The sequence below is a fragment of the Ruminococcus bromii genome (assembly GCF_928721825.1).
In the GTDB taxonomy this organism is placed as follows: domain Bacteria; phylum Bacillota; class Clostridia; order Oscillospirales; family Acutalibacteraceae; genus Ruminococcoides; species Ruminococcoides bromii.
Window position 1 is genome coordinate 1,913,531 of record NZ_CAKMVP010000003.1, and the last position, 18,614, is coordinate 1,932,144.

The 18,614-nt window shown below is 42.5% G+C and carries 16 protein-coding genes and 1 tRNA gene; 14 read left to right on the plus strand and 3 right to left on the minus strand.

The features are described from left to right. The first annotated feature begins 24 nt into the window (after window positions 1–24). From QDI94_RS09400 to QDI94_RS09460, 13 genes are all read left to right on the plus strand, one after another. Window positions 25–1,518: a fibronectin type III domain-containing protein gene (locus QDI94_RS09400; protein ID WP_278868556.1), complete on the plus strand. Its 1,494-nt coding sequence runs from the start codon at window positions 25–27 to the stop codon at window positions 1,516–1,518. A gap of 154 nt (window positions 1,519–1,672) precedes the next feature. Then, a complete protein-coding gene (gene thyX, locus QDI94_RS09405) occupies window positions 1,673–2,473 on the plus strand; it encodes an FAD-dependent thymidylate synthase (protein WP_101028904.1) in 801 nt (266 codons plus the stop codon). Window positions 2,474–2,482: 9 nt separating this feature from the next. Beyond that, complete coding sequence (locus QDI94_RS09410) at window positions 2,483–3,157, plus strand: dTMP kinase (RefSeq protein ID WP_278868558.1); 675 nt, start codon at window positions 2,483–2,485, stop codon at window positions 3,155–3,157. Then, window positions 3,144–4,034 (plus strand): DUF2156 domain-containing protein, encoded by an 891-nt coding sequence (locus QDI94_RS09415; protein WP_278868560.1) that lies wholly within the window; start codon window positions 3,144–3,146, stop codon window positions 4,032–4,034. The genes QDI94_RS09410 and QDI94_RS09415 overlap by 14 nt, the downstream gene beginning before the upstream one ends. After that, the gene (locus QDI94_RS09420) at window positions 4,031–4,819 is read left to right on the plus strand and encodes a GNAT family N-acetyltransferase (RefSeq protein ID WP_278868562.1); all 789 of its coding nucleotides are present in this window, start codon (window positions 4,031–4,033) and stop codon (window positions 4,817–4,819) included. Before QDI94_RS09415 ends, QDI94_RS09420 begins: the two co-directional genes overlap by 4 nt. A 13-nt stretch (window positions 4,820–4,832) precedes the next feature. Further along, window positions 4,833–5,372 (plus strand): DJ-1 family glyoxalase III, encoded by a 540-nt coding sequence (locus QDI94_RS09425; protein ID WP_278868564.1) that lies wholly within the window; start codon window positions 4,833–4,835, stop codon window positions 5,370–5,372. Further along, window positions 5,363–5,965 carry a 5-formyltetrahydrofolate cyclo-ligase gene (locus QDI94_RS09430; protein ID WP_278868567.1) on the plus strand — a complete coding sequence of 201 codons (603 nt, stop codon included), beginning with the start codon at window positions 5,363–5,365 and terminating at the stop codon, window positions 5,963–5,965. The genes QDI94_RS09425 and QDI94_RS09430 overlap by 10 nt, the downstream gene beginning before the upstream one ends. Before the next feature lie 6 nt (window positions 5,966–5,971). Further along, entirely contained in the window at window positions 5,972–7,330 is a 1,359-nt protein-coding gene (gene mltG, locus QDI94_RS09435; protein WP_278868570.1) for an endolytic transglycosylase MltG, read from the plus strand. Beyond that, on the plus strand, window positions 7,320–8,549 hold the full coding sequence (locus QDI94_RS09440; RefSeq protein WP_278868573.1) for a peptidase U32 family protein: 1,230 nt from the start codon (window positions 7,320–7,322) through the stop codon (window positions 8,547–8,549). Before mltG ends, QDI94_RS09440 begins: the two co-directional genes overlap by 11 nt. 391 nt (window positions 8,550–8,940) lie before the next feature. Next, complete coding sequence (gene alaS, locus QDI94_RS09445; RefSeq protein ID WP_278868576.1) at window positions 8,941–11,574, plus strand: alanine--tRNA ligase; 2,634 nt, start codon at window positions 8,941–8,943, stop codon at window positions 11,572–11,574. A gap of 202 nt (window positions 11,575–11,776) precedes the next feature. Continuing rightward, window positions 11,777–12,943 (plus strand): LPXTG cell wall anchor domain-containing protein, encoded by a 1,167-nt coding sequence (locus QDI94_RS09450; protein WP_278868577.1) that lies wholly within the window; start codon window positions 11,777–11,779, stop codon window positions 12,941–12,943. Between the two features lie 172 nt (window positions 12,944–13,115). Beyond that, window positions 13,116–13,192, plus strand: a tRNA-Pro gene (locus tag QDI94_RS09455). 221 nt (window positions 13,193–13,413) lie between these two features. Then, window positions 13,414–14,643 carry a CHAP domain-containing protein gene (locus tag QDI94_RS09460; protein WP_278868579.1) on the plus strand — a complete coding sequence of 410 codons (1,230 nt, stop codon included), beginning with the start codon at window positions 13,414–13,416 and terminating at the stop codon, window positions 14,641–14,643. Window positions 14,644–14,741: 98 nt separating this feature from the next. On the opposite strand, the gene QDI94_RS09465 is transcribed toward QDI94_RS09460, so the two are convergent. Continuing rightward, window positions 14,742–16,055, minus strand: coding sequence for an ATP-binding protein (locus tag QDI94_RS09465; protein ID WP_101028894.1), 1,314 nt, complete (start codon window positions 16,053–16,055; stop codon window positions 14,742–14,744). A 2-nt stretch (window positions 16,056–16,057) separates the two neighbouring features. Continuing rightward, window positions 16,058–16,789: a LytR/AlgR family response regulator transcription factor gene (locus QDI94_RS09470; RefSeq protein ID WP_278418350.1), complete on the minus strand. Its 732-nt coding sequence runs from the start codon at window positions 16,787–16,789 to the stop codon at window positions 16,058–16,060. Between the two features lie 249 nt (window positions 16,790–17,038). Here QDI94_RS09470 and QDI94_RS09475 point away from each other — a divergent pair, with 249 nt between their 5' ends. Further along, window positions 17,039–17,542: a hypothetical protein gene (locus tag QDI94_RS09475; RefSeq protein ID WP_117949912.1), complete on the plus strand. Its 504-nt coding sequence runs from the start codon at window positions 17,039–17,041 to the stop codon at window positions 17,540–17,542. Window positions 17,543–17,664: 122 nt separating this feature from the next. On the opposite strand, the gene QDI94_RS09480 is transcribed toward QDI94_RS09475, so the two are convergent. After that, window positions 17,665–18,612 carry a D-2-hydroxyacid dehydrogenase gene (locus QDI94_RS09480; RefSeq protein WP_278868583.1) on the minus strand — a complete coding sequence of 316 codons (948 nt, stop codon included), beginning with the start codon at window positions 18,610–18,612 and terminating at the stop codon, window positions 17,665–17,667. Between the last annotated feature and the right edge of the window lie 2 nt (window positions 18,613–18,614).

Here is an 18,614-nt window from a genome sequence, read left to right on the forward strand (position 1 = left end):
TTATATCTTATTAGGAGGTCGATTATGAGAACTAAAGTCAAAAAATTAACATCGGTTATTCTTGCGGTTGTAATAGCAACTTTGCTTACCACAGTAAGTGCTTTTGCTACATCGAATGTTAAAGGCTATCCTGCGATACCGAGTAATATACCACAAAAGTATTATGTAATATTTAGCGAAGGTTTCAGATATGGCAGAACAGAAATGTCTGTATTTGATATTGATGCGACCTGTAAGGAAAGTAATAAAGTTATCGTGTGGGACGGTAATTTAACTTTAAAGGATCATAGCAAATTTAAAAATTGTGATCAATATTATATTAACGAAAATGGAAAATGGGAAAAGTTTATAGAGAATTATCCTGTTATGACAGATAAGGCATTGAAGATTATTGATAGTAATCTTAATGTCGTTGATAAAAACGGAAACATTATATTTAAGAGTAGTAAAACTACTGTTCCGACAATCACAAGCCTTACAAACACTGCAAGTGGAATAAAAATTAGTTGGGATAGGGTATCGGATGCGTATGGTTACAGAATATATTATAAGTATTCTTCGGAAGATTGGAAAAAACTTACAGATACAACATCTACAACTTACCTTGATACACAGGTGATCGCAGGCAGAACAGAGACTTACACAATTCGCTGTATTAACAAAAGCGGTAAAACTATCAGTGGTTACAACTCAAAGGGGTGGTCAAAGAAATATACACCCGTAGCACCGACAATCAGCAAGCTTGAAAACACAACAGGCGGTATCAAGCTTAACTGGAACAAAATTACAGGTGTTTACGGTTACAGAATTTATCAGAAAACTTCAAACAGTTGGAAACGAATTAAGGACACAACCGCAACAAGCTTTACGGATTCAGCGGTAAGTGTAAATCAGACAAAGACTTACACAATCCGTTGCATTGACCAAAAAGGCAAAACTATCAGTGGTTACAACTCAAAGGGGTGGTCAAAGAAATATACACCCGTAGCACCGACAATCAGCAAGCTAGAAAACACAACAGGCGGCATCAAGCTTAGTTGGAACAAAATCGCAGGTGTTTACGGTTACAGACTTTACTATAAAACATCATCAGGCGGTTGGAAGAGATTTAAGGACACAACTGCCACATCGTTCACCGATTCGGGAGTAAGCCCTAACAGAACCGAAACATATACAATCCGTTGTATTGATAAGAACGGCAAAACCGTCAGTGGCTTTAACTCAAAGGGTTGGTCAAAAAAATACACAGCCGCAACACCGAAAATAACAAAACTTACAAACAGATCAAAGGGTGTAAGTGTGACATGGAATAAGATTGCCGGAGTTTATGGCTACCGTCTTTACAGAAAATATGACGGAGGAAGCTGGACAAAGGTAAAAGATACAACTTCAACCTCTTTCACAGATTCAGGTGCTAAAAAGGGTAAGAAGGTAACCTACACAGTCCGTTGTATTGACAGAAAAGGCAAAACGGTAAGCGGTTTCAACTCAAAGGGTTGGTCAATTACAAGAAAATAGTATTTTAATCAGAAATCCCGACAGGTTTTGTGCTGTCGGGATTTTTGCTCGTTTTTACCATTGAAAAGACTGAATAATAATGTTATAATAAATCCGAATATCGGAAATTGTGAATAACTTTATCGAAAATGGGAGATGAAAACGAAAAATGGCAATAAAGGTAACGCTCCTTACACACACACCTAACCCTGAACAGACGGTTGCAATGGCGGCAAAGCTTTGCTACTCGCCGTCAGGGATTGAAGATATAAGAGAAGGTCTTGATGAGGAAAAAACTTCCTCATTTATTGATATGCTTGCAAGCCTCGGCCATGCAAGTCCGACCGAACACGCATATTTTACATTCGGCATTGAGGGCATTTCAAGAGCCTGCTCACACCAGCTTGTCCGCCACAGAATTGCATCCTACAGTCAGCAGTCACAGCGCTATGTTGACGGCACAAGGTTTGACTTTGTAACTCCGCCCGAGATTGCAAAGAACGAAAAGGCTCTTGCCGCCTATGAAAAGGCTCTCAAGGTTGAGGCTGACGCTTACAAGGAAATCAGAGATGCACTTGCTGTCGGTTACATCAACGAGAAATGTCCCGATAAATACAGCGGAACTGATGAAGAAATTATCAATGCTTACAAGGCTGACGATAAAAAATCCTGCAATGCTTTCATCAAGAAAGCCAATGAGGACGCAAGATTTATTCTTCCGAATGCATCGACAACAAAAATTGTCTGCACTTTCAATGCAAGAAGCTTGCAGAACTTTTTTGCACACCGTTGCTGCAACAGAGCGCAGTGGGAAATTCGTGAGGTTGCCGAACAGATGCTTTTGCAATGTCTTGAGGTTGCTCCGCATCTTTTCAAAAACTGCGGCCCGTCATGCCTGTTCGGACCATGCCCCGAGGGCAATATGTGTTGCGGAAAGCAAAAGGAAATGCGTCAGAAATACGGCAGAGAAAAGTAAGGTATATATATGAAAAGCAAAATTATTGTTATTGAGGGACTTGACGGCAGCGGAAAAGCTACGCAGACAAAGATTTTGTGCGAAAAATTTTCCGCTCTCGGCAAAAAGGTCACAAAGCTTGAATTTCCGAATTATGAAAGCCCTGCCGCCGCTCCCGTGAAGATGTATCTTGACGGCAAATTCGGCGACAAGCCCGATGATGTCAATGCCTATGCGGCGAGTGCATTTTATGCGGTTGACCGTGTTGCAAGCTATCTTCAGTTTTGGAAAAAGGAATGTGACAACGGCGGTGTGATTTTAAGCGACCGCTATGTGACTTCAAATATAATTTATCAGATGTCCAAACTCCCGAAAGAGGAGTGGAACAGCTTTATTGATTGGCTGAACGATTTTGAATACGAAAAACTCGGGATTCCGAAACCCAACCTTGTAATCTACCTTGATGTTGAACCCGAGGTTTCGCAGAAGCTTATAGAAAAACGCTACGGCGGTGACAACAGCAAGAAAGATTTGCATGAGAAAAACCTCCGTTTCCTTCTTGACTGTCGAAAAAGTGCAGTTTATGCCGCTAAAAAATGCGGCTGGAAGGTTATTAATTGCTGTGAAAACGGAGAGATTAAGAGTATAGAAAAAATATCGGAAGAGATAGAGAGGGTAGCGGCTGAAATTTATGCTGAGCTTTAAAAAAATTGAGCAAAGTGACATAAACGAACTTAAAAAATACTACGATTATGATGAGTGCATGGGTTGCGATACCAACCTTTTGAACGCTTATCTTTGGCGAAACGAATACAATATTAAATTTGCTTTTTATGATGATACAATTGTCAAGGTGTATTGTAATCCCGACGAGTCCGTCTGGGGTTACTGTATGCCTACAGGCAAAAATATAAAGGGTGCACTTGAAGAGGTTTTCAAAGATGCCGAGGAGAGAAACGGCAATTTGCAAATTGTTATGCTGACAAACGGCAATCGTGCAATGCTTGAAACAATGTTTCCCAACAAATTTGATTATGTCCGTTCACCCGAAAATCAGGATTACATCTACACTTCCCGTGACCTTGCAACCCTTGCGGGCAAAAGGTTTCACGCAAAGCGTAACCACATTTCAAAATTTTACAGAACCTACACCGATACCCGTTTTGAAACTTTGTCGGATTCAAACATTACCGATGCATTAACGGTTGCAAAACTGTGGTGTGCGGAAAATGACACCGATCCCGAAGCTTCAAGCGAAATTATGGCAATCAGGGAAATGTGCGACCTCAAAGACGAATATAATGTCAAGGGCGCTGTACTGTATGTTGACTCAAAGCCTGTTGCCATGACTCTCGGAAGTGAAATTTCACCCAAGGTGTATGACATCAACTTTGAAAAGGCACTTCGTGAATATGACGGTGTTTATGCCGTAATCAACAACGAATTTGCCAAAACTCTTACGCAGTATGAGTATATAAACCGTGAGGAAGATATGGGACTTGAGGGACTCAAAAAGTCTAAACTTTCATACAATCCCGTTATTATCCTCGACCGCTGGAATGCAATACCGAAAAAACGATGAAAACGATATTTCGCAAAACCGAAAAATCCGATACCGAAAGCCTAAAAAAGCTGTGGCTCTCGTGTTTTGATGAGGATGTAACTGCCGTCAACCTGATTTTTGACAGCGACCTTTTTGACGGCTGCTGTGCCGTTGTTGACGATAGAATCGTTTCGGCTCTTTACCTTGTAAAAGGTACGCTCAACGGCGAAAAATCGCATTATCTTTGCGGTGCGTCAACCGATAAATCTTTCCGTGGTAAAGGAATAATGTCAAGGCTGATTGATTTTGCACTTGATGACGCAAAGAATAACGGTGATGTCTATTCCCTGCTTTTTCCTGCAAATGACGGCTTGTATGGCTTTTATACAAAACTCGGATATGCTCCGAGCTGCACCGTAAAAAGCCGTGAACTTTCAAGGCAAACGCTTGAAAATTTTGCAGAGAAGGGCTTGAATATCGGCTGTTCAAAAGAAAATTCTTTCATATACGGTGAGAATTTTTTTGAATTTGCAAAGTCCTATTATGAGATTTACGGCTCAAAGGTAATCAATAAGAATGACTGCTTTGCCGTATTTGATGAAAACGAAAATACTGCCGATGTTTTTTACTCGGCTTATAAAAATATAAACGAACTTTCCGCACTTTTGCTTGAAAATACAAAATCAGAAAGATTTGTGTTTACGGGCAAATCCGACAACGCTCTTTTTGAAAACTGCAAATCACAAAAATGCGGAATGATTAAATCACTCGACAAAAACCATAAAATTCCCGACGATGTCTATATCGGGATTACTCTTTCCTGAAAGGAAGTTTACTATGTTCTATGTATTTCTTGCAGAAGGCTTTGAAGAAACAGAGGCGCTTGCCCCCGTTGATGTAATGCGCAGGGCAAAGCTTGATGTTAAAACAGTCGGTGTAACAGGCGAATGTGTTACAAGCTCACACGGTGTGCCTGTAAAAGCCGATATCACAATTGACAGTATTGACCTTGACGGTGTTCAGGGTGTTGTACTCCCCGGCGGTATGCCCGGAACTCTCAATCTTGAGGCAAACGAAAAGGTTCTTGAGGCTGTTAAGTATAGCTGTGAGAATGGCAAAATTGTTGCCGCAATCTGTGCCGCTCCGTCAATTCTCGGTCATCTCGGAATCCTTGACGGCAAAAAGGCAACCTGTTTCCCCGGCTTTGAAAAGGAGCTGAAGGGTGCATACTATACAGGCACTCACACCGTAACGGACGGCAATATTATTACCGCAAAGGGCGCAGGCTGTGCAATTGAATTTGGTCACGCAATTGTTTCTCTCGCAGTATCAAAGGATGCCGCCGACAAGGTTATCGGTGATATGCAATGCCTGTAAAAAATGTTCGTGAGCTGAAAAGTCAGCTCCGTGCAAAATATAAAAAAATCCGCAAAAGCTGTCCTCCCGAAAAGAAACAGCAGCTTGACCTTGCCTTGCAGAACGCTTTTCTGGCAAGTAAGGAATACAAAAGCTGCGATGTGCTTTTTGCCTTTGTTTCATCACCGATTGAGGTTGACACCTCGCTTATCCTTGAAACAACGCTGAAAGACGGCAAAAAACTTGCTCTGCCAAGGTGCAGGAATAATTTCGGCGAAATGGATTTTTACCTTGTGACCTCACTTTCTCAGCTTGAAAAGGGTGCGTTTTCAATTATGGAACCAAACCCCGAGGTTTGCGAAAAGTACGAGGATTTCTCACACGGACTCTGCCTTGTTCCGGGACTTTGCTTTGATACGCAGGGATTCCGCCTTGGATTCGGCAAGGGTTACTATGACAGATTTTTGCAGAGCTTTTCGGGAACGAGCGTTGGTCTTTGCTACTCCAAATGTATGGAGCATACTCTGCCCTCGGGAGTGTTTGACCGCCCCGTTGACGCCGTGATTACCGAAAAATATACTAACCGAACAAATAACGAGTTTGTAAAGGAATGATACATTATGAACCCTGATAATTTTAATATGAGCGAACAGGAGCTTAACGCTCAGCGCCGAAGAAGAGCCGAAAACTTTAAGCTCAACATTGACGAAACCGAGTATGAGGACGAAAATATGTACGGTGAAACAGAAGGCGAGCCGTCAAACCTCAATTCATACAGCGGTCAGGATGTTCGAAAGCAGATGGCAAGAGAGTCAAAGCATGTTCTTAAGCAGAAGAAAAGGGAAGAAAAAAAGACTCTTAAAGCGAAAAATAAGCATAACCGCAGAATTTTCCGTGTTATGTGGATAATCTCAATTCTAATTGTCGGAGCAATGGCGGCTGTATATATGATAACAGGTATGAACGATTTGCTTGCCGTGAACAGAACCGATTCTTCAACAGTCAAAATTGAGATTCCCGAAAATCCAACGGTTGACGATGTTGCAAAGGTGCTTGCCGACAACAAGATAATAGGCGAACCGTCATACTTTAAGCTCTTTGTCAATGTCACAAAGTCATCCGATGATTTTACTCAGGGTACATATGAAATCCGCAAGAATATGGACTATGAGGCAATCGTCAATTTTCTTTCAAGCAACAACAACAGAACCGACACGGTTTCTGTTACAATTACCGAGGGTGAGAGCGTTCTTGAAATTGCCGACACTCTTAAAAAGAACGGTGCTTTGGGTGACAGGGATGAGTTCCTTTCATTGTGCAATTCCGACAAATTTGACGGCGATTTTGATTTTATCAAGGCTGAAACAAATGCGGACAAGCGTTACTACAAGCTTGAGGGTTATCTCTATCCCGATACCTACGAATTCTACAGAAACGAAAATGCAGAGTCCGTAATCTACAAGCTTCTTAATAACTACGAAACAAAGATAAACGAAAAGCAGACTGTTGATGGCTATTCAAAGAAAACAACAGTTTTGAAAATGGTTGAGGAGAGCGATACAAAGTATTCGCTTGATCAGGTTATGACAATTGCGTCAATCATTCAGGCAGAGGCGGCTGACAAAGAGGATATGTACTACATCTCATCAATTCTTCACAACCGTCTTACAGCTGACAGCAGTGCCGGTGTGTCAAACCTCGGTCTTGATTCAACAAAGTTCTATCCGTACAGAAGCCTTGAAGATGTTCCCGAAAATGACAGAAGTACATACAAGAGCAGATACGACACATATGACAAAAAGGGACTCCCATACGGTCCAATCTGCAATCCGGGTATGGACGCAATAATTGCCGCACTCAATCCGAACAGCTCGGATTATTACTTCTTCTGTCACGACAGCAAGGGACAGGCTTATTACGCATCAACACTTGAACAGCAAAATGCAAATATGGAGTATATTAAAAGCTATGATAACTAATTTTGAAAAACCCGAAATTTTATCGCCGGCAGGTGATATGGATTGCCTTAAATCTGCATTAAATTTTGGCGCAGACGCAGTTTTTCTTGCGGGAAAAATGTTCGGAATGCGTTCCGCACCGCAGAATTTTGATAACGATCAGCTGAAAACTGCCTGTGACCTTGCACATAAAAAGGGGGCAAGAATCCATGTAACCTGCAACACACTTCCACGCAATAATGAAATTCCTCATCTTCAGGAATTTATGGAGAATGCTCAGGCTTGCGGAGTTGATGCGTTCATAATTGCCGACCTCGGTGTTTTTGAGGCGGCTAAAAAGTATGCGCCAAAGGTTCAGCGCCACATTTCGACTCAGGCAGGAGTAACAAACTATGCGGCGGCAAATGTGCTTTACAATATGGGTGCGTCAAGGGTTGTGCTTGCAAGGGAAATTCCGCTTGATGAAATTGCCGAAATGCGTGCAAAAGTTCCGAAAGAGCTTGAAATCGAATGCTTTGTACACGGTGCAATGTGCGTTTCATTCTCGGGCAGGTGCCTTATTTCAAGCTATATGACAGGCAGAGATGCGAACCACGGCGACTGTGCTCAGCCGTGCCGATGGAAGTATCATCTTTATGAAGAAAACCGTCAGGGACAGTATTTCCCCGTTGAAGAAACAGGCGACGGCACATATCTTTATAATTCCAGAGATCTCTGTATGATTGAGCATATCCCTGAGCTTGTAAAGGCAGGTGTTTCAAGCTTTAAAATTGAGGGCAGAGCAAAGTCGGCTTACTATGTCGCTGTTACAACAAACGCTTACCGCCACGCTGTTGACGATTATTTTGCAGAGGGTGACGGTTATGTTCTCAAACCGTGGATAAGGGAAGAGCTTGAAAAAATCAGCCACCGTGAGTACAACACGGGTTTCTATTTTGGCAGAGAACCCGGTCAGGTTACGGGCAACGGAGGATATATCCGTCATTATGACAATGTTGCGTTGTGCGAAGAGCTTATTGACGACACAACCGCAGTAATCACTCAACGCAACAAATTCTATGTGGGCGACACACTCGATGTGCTTCCGCCAAGCGGAGTGCCGTTTGAAATCAAGTGTGAGTCGCTTACAACTGACGATGGTATGCCCGTTGAAAGTGCGCCGCACCCGATGCAAAGACTCACAATGAAGTGCAGTGCCCCCGTTCCGTCAGGCTCGGTTATCAGAAAAAAGCGTGACTAATCCCAAATTTTGCTATTGACAACACAAAGAAACAGTTTTATAATCTATGTATTGCAATTGAATTACAATATTCGGCTGTGACGGGATTAACCGAGGCGTCAGCATTTCAGAGAGAAAGCCGTTTGGTGCAAGGCTTTTATGTAAGGCTTCGGTACGCTGCCCCTGAGCTCTGTGTGATTAAGCACAGCGTATTTCTGCGTTAAGGAAATGTAATCTATATGACGATTACTCAAAGCGGACGCTTGGCGTCAATTTGGGTGGTACCGCAGGATATTCCTGTCCCATTGTATTTTTATACAATGGGATTTTTTATTTTGCTCGGTTGCATACTTTAAACAAATTTGAACGAATATTGTATTCCCCTGTGAATTTGTATAAGGAGAGATTTTTTATGAAGTGGACAGGACTTAACGAATTAAGAGAAAAGTTTCTTGAATTTTTTGAATCAAAGGGTTGCTTAAGACTCCCCAGCTTTTCGCTTGTTCCAAAGGACGACAACAGCCTTCTGCTCATCAACAGCGGTATGGCTCCTATGAAAAAATATTTTACCGGCGAGGTAACACCTCCCCGCAAGCGTGTTACAACCTGTCAGAAATGTATCCGTACTCCCGACATTGAGCGTGTCGGCATCACAGCCCGTCACGGTACATTTTTTGAGATGCTCGGTAACTTCTCGTTCGGTGACTATTTTAAGCACGAGGCTACAGCATGGGCATGGGAATTTTTCACAAAGGTTCTTGAGATGCCGCCCGAAAAGCTCTATGTTTCAATCTATGAGGACGATGACGAGGCTTTTGACATCTGGACAAAGGAAGTCGGCGTTGATCCGTCACATATGGTAAGACTCGGCAAGGAAGATAACTTCTGGGAACACGGTTCAGGTCCCTGCGGTCCGTGCTCCGAAATCTATTTTGACCGTGGCGACGAAAAAGGCTGCGGCAGACCCGACTGTCATGTAGGCTGTGAATGTGACCGTTTTGTTGAGGTTTGGAACCTTGTATTTACTCAGTTTGAGAGTGACGGCAAAGGTAACTACACTCCTCTTGAACATCCGAACATTGATACAGGTATGGGACTTGAAAGACTTGCCTGTGTTATGCAGGGTGTTGACAACCTTTTCCTCGTTGATACAATTCAGAATATTATGAAGCACATCTCACAGATTACAGGTGTTGAGTACGGCAGAGATGAAAAGAGCGATGTTTCACTCCGTGTTATCACAGACCATATCCGCAGTACAACATTTATGATAGGTGACGGTGTTCTTCCGTCAAACGAGGGCAAGGGTTATGTGCTCCGCCGTTTGCTCAGAAGAGCCGCTCGTCACGGCAGACTTCTCGGCTACAACGAGCCCTTCCTCTATAAGGTTTGCGATACGGTTATCAAGGAAAATCTCACAGCTTATCCCGAACTCAAGGAAAAGCAGGAGTTTATCACAAAGGTTATCAAGGTTGAGGAAGAAAGCTTTGCCAAGACAATTGATCAGGGCTTTAAGATGCTCAACGGCATTATGGACAACGAAGATGTAAATGTTCTCAGCGGTGAGGATGCGTTCAAGCTTAACGATACCTACGGTTTCCCGATTGACCTTACAAAAGAAATTCTTTCGGAAAAAGGCATCAAGGTTGATGTTGAGCGTTTCCGTGAGCTTATGAAGGAGCAGAAAAAGCGTTCCCGTGACGCAAGAAAGAACGCAGGTGCAGACGCTTGGATTTCTGACACAACAGACCTTTCCGATGTTGCAAATACAGAGTTTGTCGGTTATACAGACCTCAAGTCAACTTCAAAGGTTCTTGCAATCGTTAAGGACGGTGTGAGAGTTGACAGTATCGGTGAGGGCGAAAATGCTATTATCGTTCTCGACAAAACTCCGTTCTACGGAGAAGGCGGCGGTCAGGTTGGCGACACAGGCGTTATGGAGTCGGGCAGTTTTTCAGCTGATGTTGACAACACAACAAAGAATCCGTCAGGCACAATTTACCTTCACGCTTGTACAGTAAAGAGCGGCAGCATCAATGTAGGTGCAGAGGTTTCAACTGCCGTTGATGAAGAGCGCCGTGCGGATATTACAAGAAACCACACAGCGGCTCACCTTCTTCAGTCGGCTCTCCGTGAGGTTCTCGGCAACCATGTTCAGCAGGCAGGTCAGCTTGTTTCGGACGACTACTTCCGTTTTGACTTCACTCACTTTGAGGCTCTCACGGCAAAGGAACTCATTGAGGTTCAGGATCTTGTGAATAAAAAGATTCTCGAGGCAATCCCCGTTACAACACAGGAAATGCCTATTGAAGAGGCTAAAAAGCTCGGCGCAATGGCACTTTTCGGCGAAAAGTACGGTGATGTTGTCCGTGTTGTAAGTGCAGGCGACTTCTCTGTTGAATTTTGCGGCGGTACTCATGTTAAGAATACAGCAAACCTCGGTCTTTTCAGAATCAGACAGGAGGGTTCGGTTGCCGCAGGCGTAAGAAGAATCGAGGCTCTCACAGGTATGGGCGTTCTCAAATATATTAACGGTATGAGCGCTGTTATTATGGATGTCTGCTCATTGCTCAAGATTGCGAACCCAAAGGCGGTTGTTGAGGGCGTTCAAAAGGCTGAACAGATTATCAAGGAACAGCAGAGAGAAATCAACGAGCTTAACTCTAAGCTTGCCGTTGCTCAGATTGGACAGCTTTTTGCAGGCACAACAGAGGAGCACGGTGTAAGAGTGGTAACAGGCAAGGTTGACAAGGCTAATGCCGACATTCTTCGCACAATGTGTGAAAAGGCAAGAGATTTTGCTCCAAAGTGCGTATGCGTTCTTGCAACGCAAAATGACGGTAAGGTAACATTTGCCGCAGCCTGCGGTAAGGAGGCTCTTGCTCTCGGTGCTAACGCAGGCAAAATAGTCAAGGCTGTTGCTCAGAAAGCCGGCGGTAACGGCGGCGGTAAGCCGGATATGGCTATGGCAGGCGCTAAGCAGCCCGAAAAGATTGAAGAGGCTCTTGACAGCGTAAAAGAAACCGTTTACGCAATGTTGAAATAATCATTTAATGTGCATTTATGGCGTGTTAAAAAGTAAAATTGTGGAAAATAGCCAAACTGTCACATAAAACCTTGTGCAAATAACAAAAACGGTTTTAAACCAAAACTATTGCAGTTTTGTTATTTTTATAGTATAATAAGCAGTACTAAGATATGAAAATCTATCTTGGATATTTATGAACAATTTTAGGAGGAGATTAAAAATGTTCAAGAAAATTGCAGGTCTTTTTCTTGCAGCCGCAGTAATGTGCAGCTCAGCTGCCATCACAGCAAGCGCTGCAGAAGCAGAGGATGATGCTGCTGTTGCAGCAGCAGATCAGTCAGGCGAAGTTTCAGCTGACGGTTCTTCAGAAGTTTCAGCTGACGGTTCTTCAGATGTTTCAGCTAACGGTTCTTCAGAGGTTGAAGCAGGTAATGTTATTAAGTTTGATGTTAAGAAGTCAGGCTGGAATAATGTTAAGACAGTATTCTGTCACATTTGGAAGGCTGATGGTTCAGGCGATTGGCCGGATTGGCAGACAAAGAAAGAAAGATGTAAGTACGACGCTTCAACAGGTATCGCAACTTATGATCTTTCAAAGACAGGCAACACAATCTCTAAGTCAGACGGAAGAGTATACTGTGTAATCTTCAGTGCTAACACAGGTATGCAGTCATACAACGCTATCATGAGCGGCAAGTGCATCGGCGACACACTTTATTGCACAGGTAATCAGCTTGAAAACCCTGAGGATTCAGAAAAGAAGGCAAACGAAGCTAAATGGGAAAAAAATTCAGACTGCGGTCCTGAAAAGAAGATTACTTCAACAGGTAAAATCATCGGTTCTGCTTTCCCTGAGGGCGAATCAGATGTAACATTGCTGGCTACATACCTCGTTGCTTACTACGACGATGACGCTAAGACAAGTCATACACAGGACCTTATTAACGAACTCAAGGTTAGCCCAACACAGGTTATGGGTGCTGTGACAGATAGGCTCAACGCTACAAACAGCCCTGATAAGGATAAGATTGCTGCTGCAGTTGAGAAGATTCTCTCAACTTGCACAGATCCTACAAAAGGTGGTAAAAAGGTTGACAAGGATCAGCTCGACAACGCTAAGAAGACAGGTAACAAGGCAGCAGGCGGCAGCTCAAGCAACGGTTCAGGTTCTGGTTCTGGCTCAGGCTCAGGTTCAGCTTCAGGCTCAAGCAGTAACGGTTCAAACGGCGGCTCAAGCAGCAGCGGTTCAGGCTCATCAGGCTCAGGTTCTTCAAGCACAGGTGCAGTTAAGTCAGGCGTTGAAACAACAATCGTGTTCGTAATGGCAGGTCTTATGGTTTCAGCAGCAGGCGTTATGTTCCTTGCAAGAAAGAAGAGAGAAGAATAATTTAAAAGATTTTTCTTTAATCTAAGCATTTTTCGGACACTGTCGAATGGCAGTGTCCGTTTTGCTTTGCTGTTTGTGTTCGTCTTAATTGCAATTTCTGTTGATCAGCAGAAAAAATTTTAGAAATGCCTTGACAACAGCCTGCTGTTTTGCTAAAATAATAATGTTGCATCGGGATGTAGCGCAGTTTGGTAGCGCACACGTCTGGGGGGCGTGGAGTCGCAAGTTCAAGTCTTGTCATCCCGACCAAATAAAGGTGGTTTTTTAACCGCCTTTTATTTTTTGCCGTTTTGTGTCAACGGTTGGAACAGAAAATGTAATTCATTGTATAGATTGGCTTAAAAATGCGGATTATAATTTCTAAATTCGGCATTTCTGCTCTTTGATTTCAAAGCATTTTATGATAAAATATAAGAAAGTGGTTACAAATTGGTAACAACCGCTTTGAAATTTAAAAAAGGAGTGTTTCTTTGCAAAATGTTTTAAAAAGAATTTTTAACAAAAAGGTTTCTGCGGCAGTTCTCACGGCTGTAATGCTGTTTGTGTCGGTCTTCTCAATGTCGATGATTGCGAGTGCGGCATCGTTCTCACCGAGACTTTCTGCCCCGAGTTCAAGTAACAAGTATTATTACAGTAATTTAAATGTTTTTTATAGGTACAATTACGGTATGCCGAACTGCACAGCATATGCTTACGGCAGAGCTTATGAGATTCTCGGCTCTGAGCCGAAGCTTTCGTGGAACAATGCAGAGCAGTGGTACGGCTACAACAAGGCTAACGGCTACTATAAGTACGGCCAGACCCCGAAGGTCGGCGCAATTGCCTGTTGGTCATATAGCTATGGCGGCGGTCATGTTGCTGTTGTGGAAAAGGTTGAAAACGGTGTGATTACACTTTCAAACTCTGCATACAGCGGTGCTAATTTTTACATTTCCACAGCGAGTATCTCCGACCCGAAGGTTGGCGGTAACAAAGGGTGGAATTTTCAGGGCTACATTTACCTTGGCAATTTCAGCAGCAGTACAAGCACTACTCAGGCTACAACCAAAAAGGTAACTTACACAACAGGTACATATAAAACAGATGTTGACGATTATCTCAATATGAGAAGCGGTGCGGGTACAAGCTATACATCTGTAGCATCTGTTCCGAGCAATGTTACTCTTAATGTAACAAAGGTTTCGGCTTCCGGCGGTCACACATGGGGTTACACCTCGTACAACGGCAAGACAGGTTGGGTTGCTCTTGATTTTTGTACTTTTGTTTCTTCATCAACGGTACAGCCTACGACAGCAAAACCTACTGTACAGCCTACCACAGCCAAAGCTACGGTTCAGCCGACTACTGCAAAGCCAACTGTTCAGCCGACAACAGCCAAGGCCACACAGCCTGCAACAACTGTTCCTGCTGCAACAGTACAGCCGACAACGGCTAAGGCCACACAGCCGGCAGCAACTGTTCCTGCCGCAGCTGTTCAGCCAACAACAGCTCCTGCATCAAACGGTGAAGTGTCGTTTGCAATCGGTGATGTAAATCTTGACGGAAGTGTTGATATTCTTGACGCAACCGAAATCAGCAAGTTTGCCATTTCCACTGCGGCACTTTCCGATGTTCAGATGAAGCTTGCGGATTTCAATCGGGACGGTGTGGTCAATGTTCTTGACGCAACAGAAATTCAGAAAACTCTTATAATCAGTTGACGATGAAAACAAAAACACGCCTTGTGTCTGCAAGGCGTGTTTTTTTGCAATTGTCCGAATACAAAAAGGGTATGCCGCTTGTGCATACCCTTTAATATTTAGTATTTCATTACGATATTTACGAAAAATTCGCCGTCATTGTTGCCTGCTTCAAAAATACCGTCATAAACATCTGTTATGCTTTTCATTGAGTAAAGTCCGATTCCTTTGCCCTGATGTTTTGTTGAAGAAAATTCCTCGCCGTCCATTCTCAAGGGCTTGCCAAAGTTGTTGGTTGATACAATGTACAGACAGTCGCCTTTTATTTCTGAAGTCAGATTAAAATATCTTTTGCCTTCTTCAACTGTACAGCAACCGTCAATTGCGTTTTCGAGTATGTTGCCGAAAATACTGCAGAGGTCAACATCAAGAATTCTCGATTTGTCGGGCAAATCAATCCGCCAGTTAATGTCAACATTGTTCTCAATCGCCTGTTGACGATAGTGATTGAACAATGCGTTCAGCGCCTCACTCTTGCAGATTCGCACAGGTGCTGTTACAGTCAGCGAATTTTCATACTGTGCAATGTAGTCTTTCAGTGCCGAAAGATTTCCTTCATCTGCAAGTCGGCTCATAACATGAACTGAATGTTTAAAATCATGTCTTGCTTTTGAGGTGTATTTTATGTACGACTGCAACGATTCTGTGTAACTTTTCTGAATTTCAAGAATGTTGTTTCGTTCTGTAAGCTTTGTTTTTTCAATAGTAGTCTTGCTGAAAATGTAGAATAATATGAATACTATAAGATACAATGCAAGCTCAAATATTGTAATGATGAATCCTTTTGCATAAACCTTTCCAACACGAATATTTGCGTAGGAAATCGGTATGATATAGATGTTTGACACCATAAGTGCAATGGGCAAAATTGAAAACAAATACCACACCTTGCCGATATTTATGTTGTCAATCATCCATGCGTAATATTTTGTGAGCGGAACAAGCGCTCCCATTGCCGCAACCGAAAGCCCCATTTGAATCAGGCTATATGAGGTGTTAACTCCTCGTGAGATTTCTTCCTGAAAAAATGAGTTGATAAAATATGAATACAGCGAAAAGAATGAAATCAAACAGCACACACTTATAAAAACAAACAAACAGCGTGCTGTTCCGGCCTTTGTAACGCTTTTAATAAGGAAGAAAAATATTACAAGGTCGGGGAAGAGAACAAAGTTTAAATTCTGAATGTCAAAAGCCGTCATCACAATTGACGAGAGAGAACCGAGTATGATAAATGAACACAAAAAGGGCGTTACTATCTTTGAAATCGGGTATTTTAATTGATTTTTTAATGGTAAAAGGCAGAATAAACTTAACGGTATTATTATGACAAAGCTGAAAAATGCCTGAAGAAATTTTATGAATGCGTCCATGTTCACCTCCGCTGGTTTTCTCTGATTTTTTTGAACATATATTCACGGATGCTCTGTTCAATCCGAGTTTTTTCACGAATTTTAATCGGGAATCTTTCGCCGTTGCCTGTAACACATACAGAGCCCTCAATGTCCTTTATGTAATTGGCATTCAGCACGATTCCCCTGTTTACGGGTATGAAACGGTTGTCGTTGTCTGCAAGCTTGAGAAACTCTGCAATGGTCATTCGTGTGCGATATCTAAGTCCCGAAACAACACCTATGTTGATATAATGTGCATCGGATTCAACAGAAACAATTTCCTTAAGCGAAATCAGCGTGTTTCGACGGTCACACATAACTTCAATGTATTTTGAATTATCCGATACATATGACGAGGCATCATCAAGTACCTTGTAAATCTGCTCAGCTTTGTAGGGTTTTGTTATGTAATGAAAGGCGTGAACGGAAAATGCCTGCATCATAAAATCGGGGCTTGTTGTGACAAATACAATAAGAATATCACGGTCTTTTTCACGAAGCTTTTCAGCCACGGTAATGCCGTTCATCTTCTCCATAAAAATATCTACAAAGGCTATTTTGTAGGTGTTTTCCTTGAATGAATTGAAAAAAGCTATTCCGTCAGGAAAACAATCAATCTGCACATTTTGCTTGTGTCCGCCAAAATATGCGTTGCAGATTGAGTAGAGAATGTCTGCCTGAGGCTTTTCGTCGTCAATAACTGCAATTTTCAAGATATCGCCTCCTTTGAAATAATTTAATTCGGAGCAATGATTAACTGCACTTAGATTATACCATAAATTTGAAAAATATTATATCCGATTGTCATATGTTTTTGCCAAAATATTGATGTTTGTGCCAACTTGTTGAAATGTTGCATTAAATTGGCTATTATTGAGGTGATGAAAGCGAAACACGAAAATTGCGGTGTTTCCGTAAATCAAAATCGGAAAGTAAAAAATATCGGAAAGAGGTAATCAACTATGAAAAAAATCAAGAAGTTAGCTTTATTGCTTGCAATTTGTATGGTAGGTACAGTAGGTCTTGTAGGCTGCGGTAATGACGGTGGCTCATCAAGCAAAAACGAAAGTTCGGCATCACAAACTGCTGACGACAATGCAAACAGCGCAGATGACAGCGCCGCTGATTCAAAGGACGGCGATTCATCGGCAAGCGTGGTAGGTACTTGGACCGTTACCGCACTTGAGGGTACAGACGGTAAAGCGGTTTCAATTGATGACTACGCAACAGCAAACGGTGTTGATCCCGAAACTTTGAAATGTACATACACATTTGCAGAGGATGGCACATTCTCAGGCGAAATGAGCGGTGTGACTGTTTCGGGCAATTACACATTTGAGGGTACAGATCTCGTTATGACAGTAGGCGAACAGCAGTTTAACTACACATATGACGCTGACAATGATATGCTCAAATACACAGATCCTAACACAGGCCTTTCAAGCTATTGCGAAAGACAGCAGTAATTGTAATCTAATCCTAATTTCCTAATACTACACTACACAAAACAACCGCTCACCGAAAGGTGGGCGGTTATTTCTGTTTGATGACATGATTGTTATTCTTTTGTGTCATTACTTACTCGCCGTTAATTTACTTTATTTGTCGGAGTTCCGTTCAGAAAATTTTTGATGTTGTCCGAAACTATGCCCATAAGGCGTTCTCTGGTTTCAACGAGCGCCCATGCAATGTGGGGGGTGATGATGCAATTTTTTGCGCCCATAAGAATACAGTCCTCAACCATAGGCTCAACCTTGAGGGTGTCGATTGCCGCACCGCCGAGGTGACCGCTTTCGAGTGCCTCAAGCAAATCTATTTCAACCATAACACCGCCTCTTGCCGTGTTTACGAACAATGCACCCTGTTTCATTTTGGCAAAGGCATTTTTGTCAAACATATTTTCTGACTGTGGATTTAGCGGACAATGAACGCTTACAATGTCGCTTGTTTCAAGAAGTTCGTCAAACGAAACATCTTTGATTCCGTCAATATTTTTCGGAGTTCTGCTCGATGCGATTACATTCATATCAAAAGCATTTGCAATTTTTGCAACAGCCTTTCCGATGTTTCCGAGTCCGACAATGCCGAGTGTTTTGCCTGCAAGTTCATTCAGCGGATATACAAACGGTGAAAAAGTTTTGCTTCTTTTCCACTTGCCGTCCTGAACAAACCGATTATATTCCGCAGTGTGATTGAAATGTTCAAGAATGAGTGCAAATGTGTGCTGTGCAACCGCATTTGTTGAATATGAACCTGCGTTGCAGACGGTTATGCCGTTTTTGGTGCAGTAGTCAAGGTCAATGTTGTTGTAGCCTGTTGCAAAAAGTCCTATATATTTCAGATTTTTTGCAAGTCGCATTGTGTGCGAATCAAGCAGAGTTTTGTTGCACACAACGATATCTGCATCTGCAATTTTCTCCGCAACTTCTTCATATTTCAAAAGACCGAACGACTCAACCTCGCCGAACCGATTAAGCACATCGGCATTTACAATATCGTCAAGAACAGTCTGTGCGTCTGTTAAAACTATTTTCATCT

Bases quoted from the DNA above. Each gene is read 5' to 3' on its own strand.
- QDI94_RS09400 (WP_278868556.1), top strand. From the start codon at position 25: ATGAGAACTAAAGTCAAAAAATTAACATCGGTTATTCTTGCGGTTGTA.
- QDI94_RS09410 (WP_278868558.1), top strand. From the start codon at position 2,483: ATGAAAAGCAAAATTATTGTTATTGAGGGACTTGACGGCAGCGGAAAA.
- QDI94_RS09415 (WP_278868560.1), top strand. From the start codon at position 3,144: ATGCTGAGCTTTAAAAAAATTGAGCAAAGTGACATAAACGAACTTAAA.
- QDI94_RS09420 (WP_278868562.1), top strand. From the start codon at position 4,031: ATGAAAACGATATTTCGCAAAACCGAAAAATCCGATACCGAAAGCCTA.
- QDI94_RS09425 (WP_278868564.1), top strand. From the start codon at position 4,833: ATGTTCTATGTATTTCTTGCAGAAGGCTTTGAAGAAACAGAGGCGCTT.
- QDI94_RS09430 (WP_278868567.1), top strand. From the start codon at position 5,363: ATGCCTGTAAAAAATGTTCGTGAGCTGAAAAGTCAGCTCCGTGCAAAA.
- mltG (WP_278868570.1), top strand. From the start codon at position 5,972: ATGAACCCTGATAATTTTAATATGAGCGAACAGGAGCTTAACGCTCAG.
- QDI94_RS09440 (WP_278868573.1), top strand. From the start codon at position 7,320: ATGATAACTAATTTTGAAAAACCCGAAATTTTATCGCCGGCAGGTGAT.
- alaS (WP_278868576.1), top strand. From the start codon at position 8,941: ATGAAGTGGACAGGACTTAACGAATTAAGAGAAAAGTTTCTTGAATTT.
- QDI94_RS09450 (WP_278868577.1), top strand. From the start codon at position 11,777: ATGTTCAAGAAAATTGCAGGTCTTTTTCTTGCAGCCGCAGTAATGTGC.
- QDI94_RS09465 (WP_101028894.1), bottom strand. From the start codon at position 16,055: ATGGACGCATTCATAAAATTTCTTCAGGCATTTTTCAGCTTTGTCATA.
- QDI94_RS09475 (WP_117949912.1), top strand. From the start codon at position 17,039: ATGAAAAAAATCAAGAAGTTAGCTTTATTGCTTGCAATTTGTATGGTA.
- QDI94_RS09480 (WP_278868583.1), bottom strand. From the start codon at position 18,612: ATGAAAATAGTTTTAACAGACGCACAGACTGTTCTTGACGATATTGTA.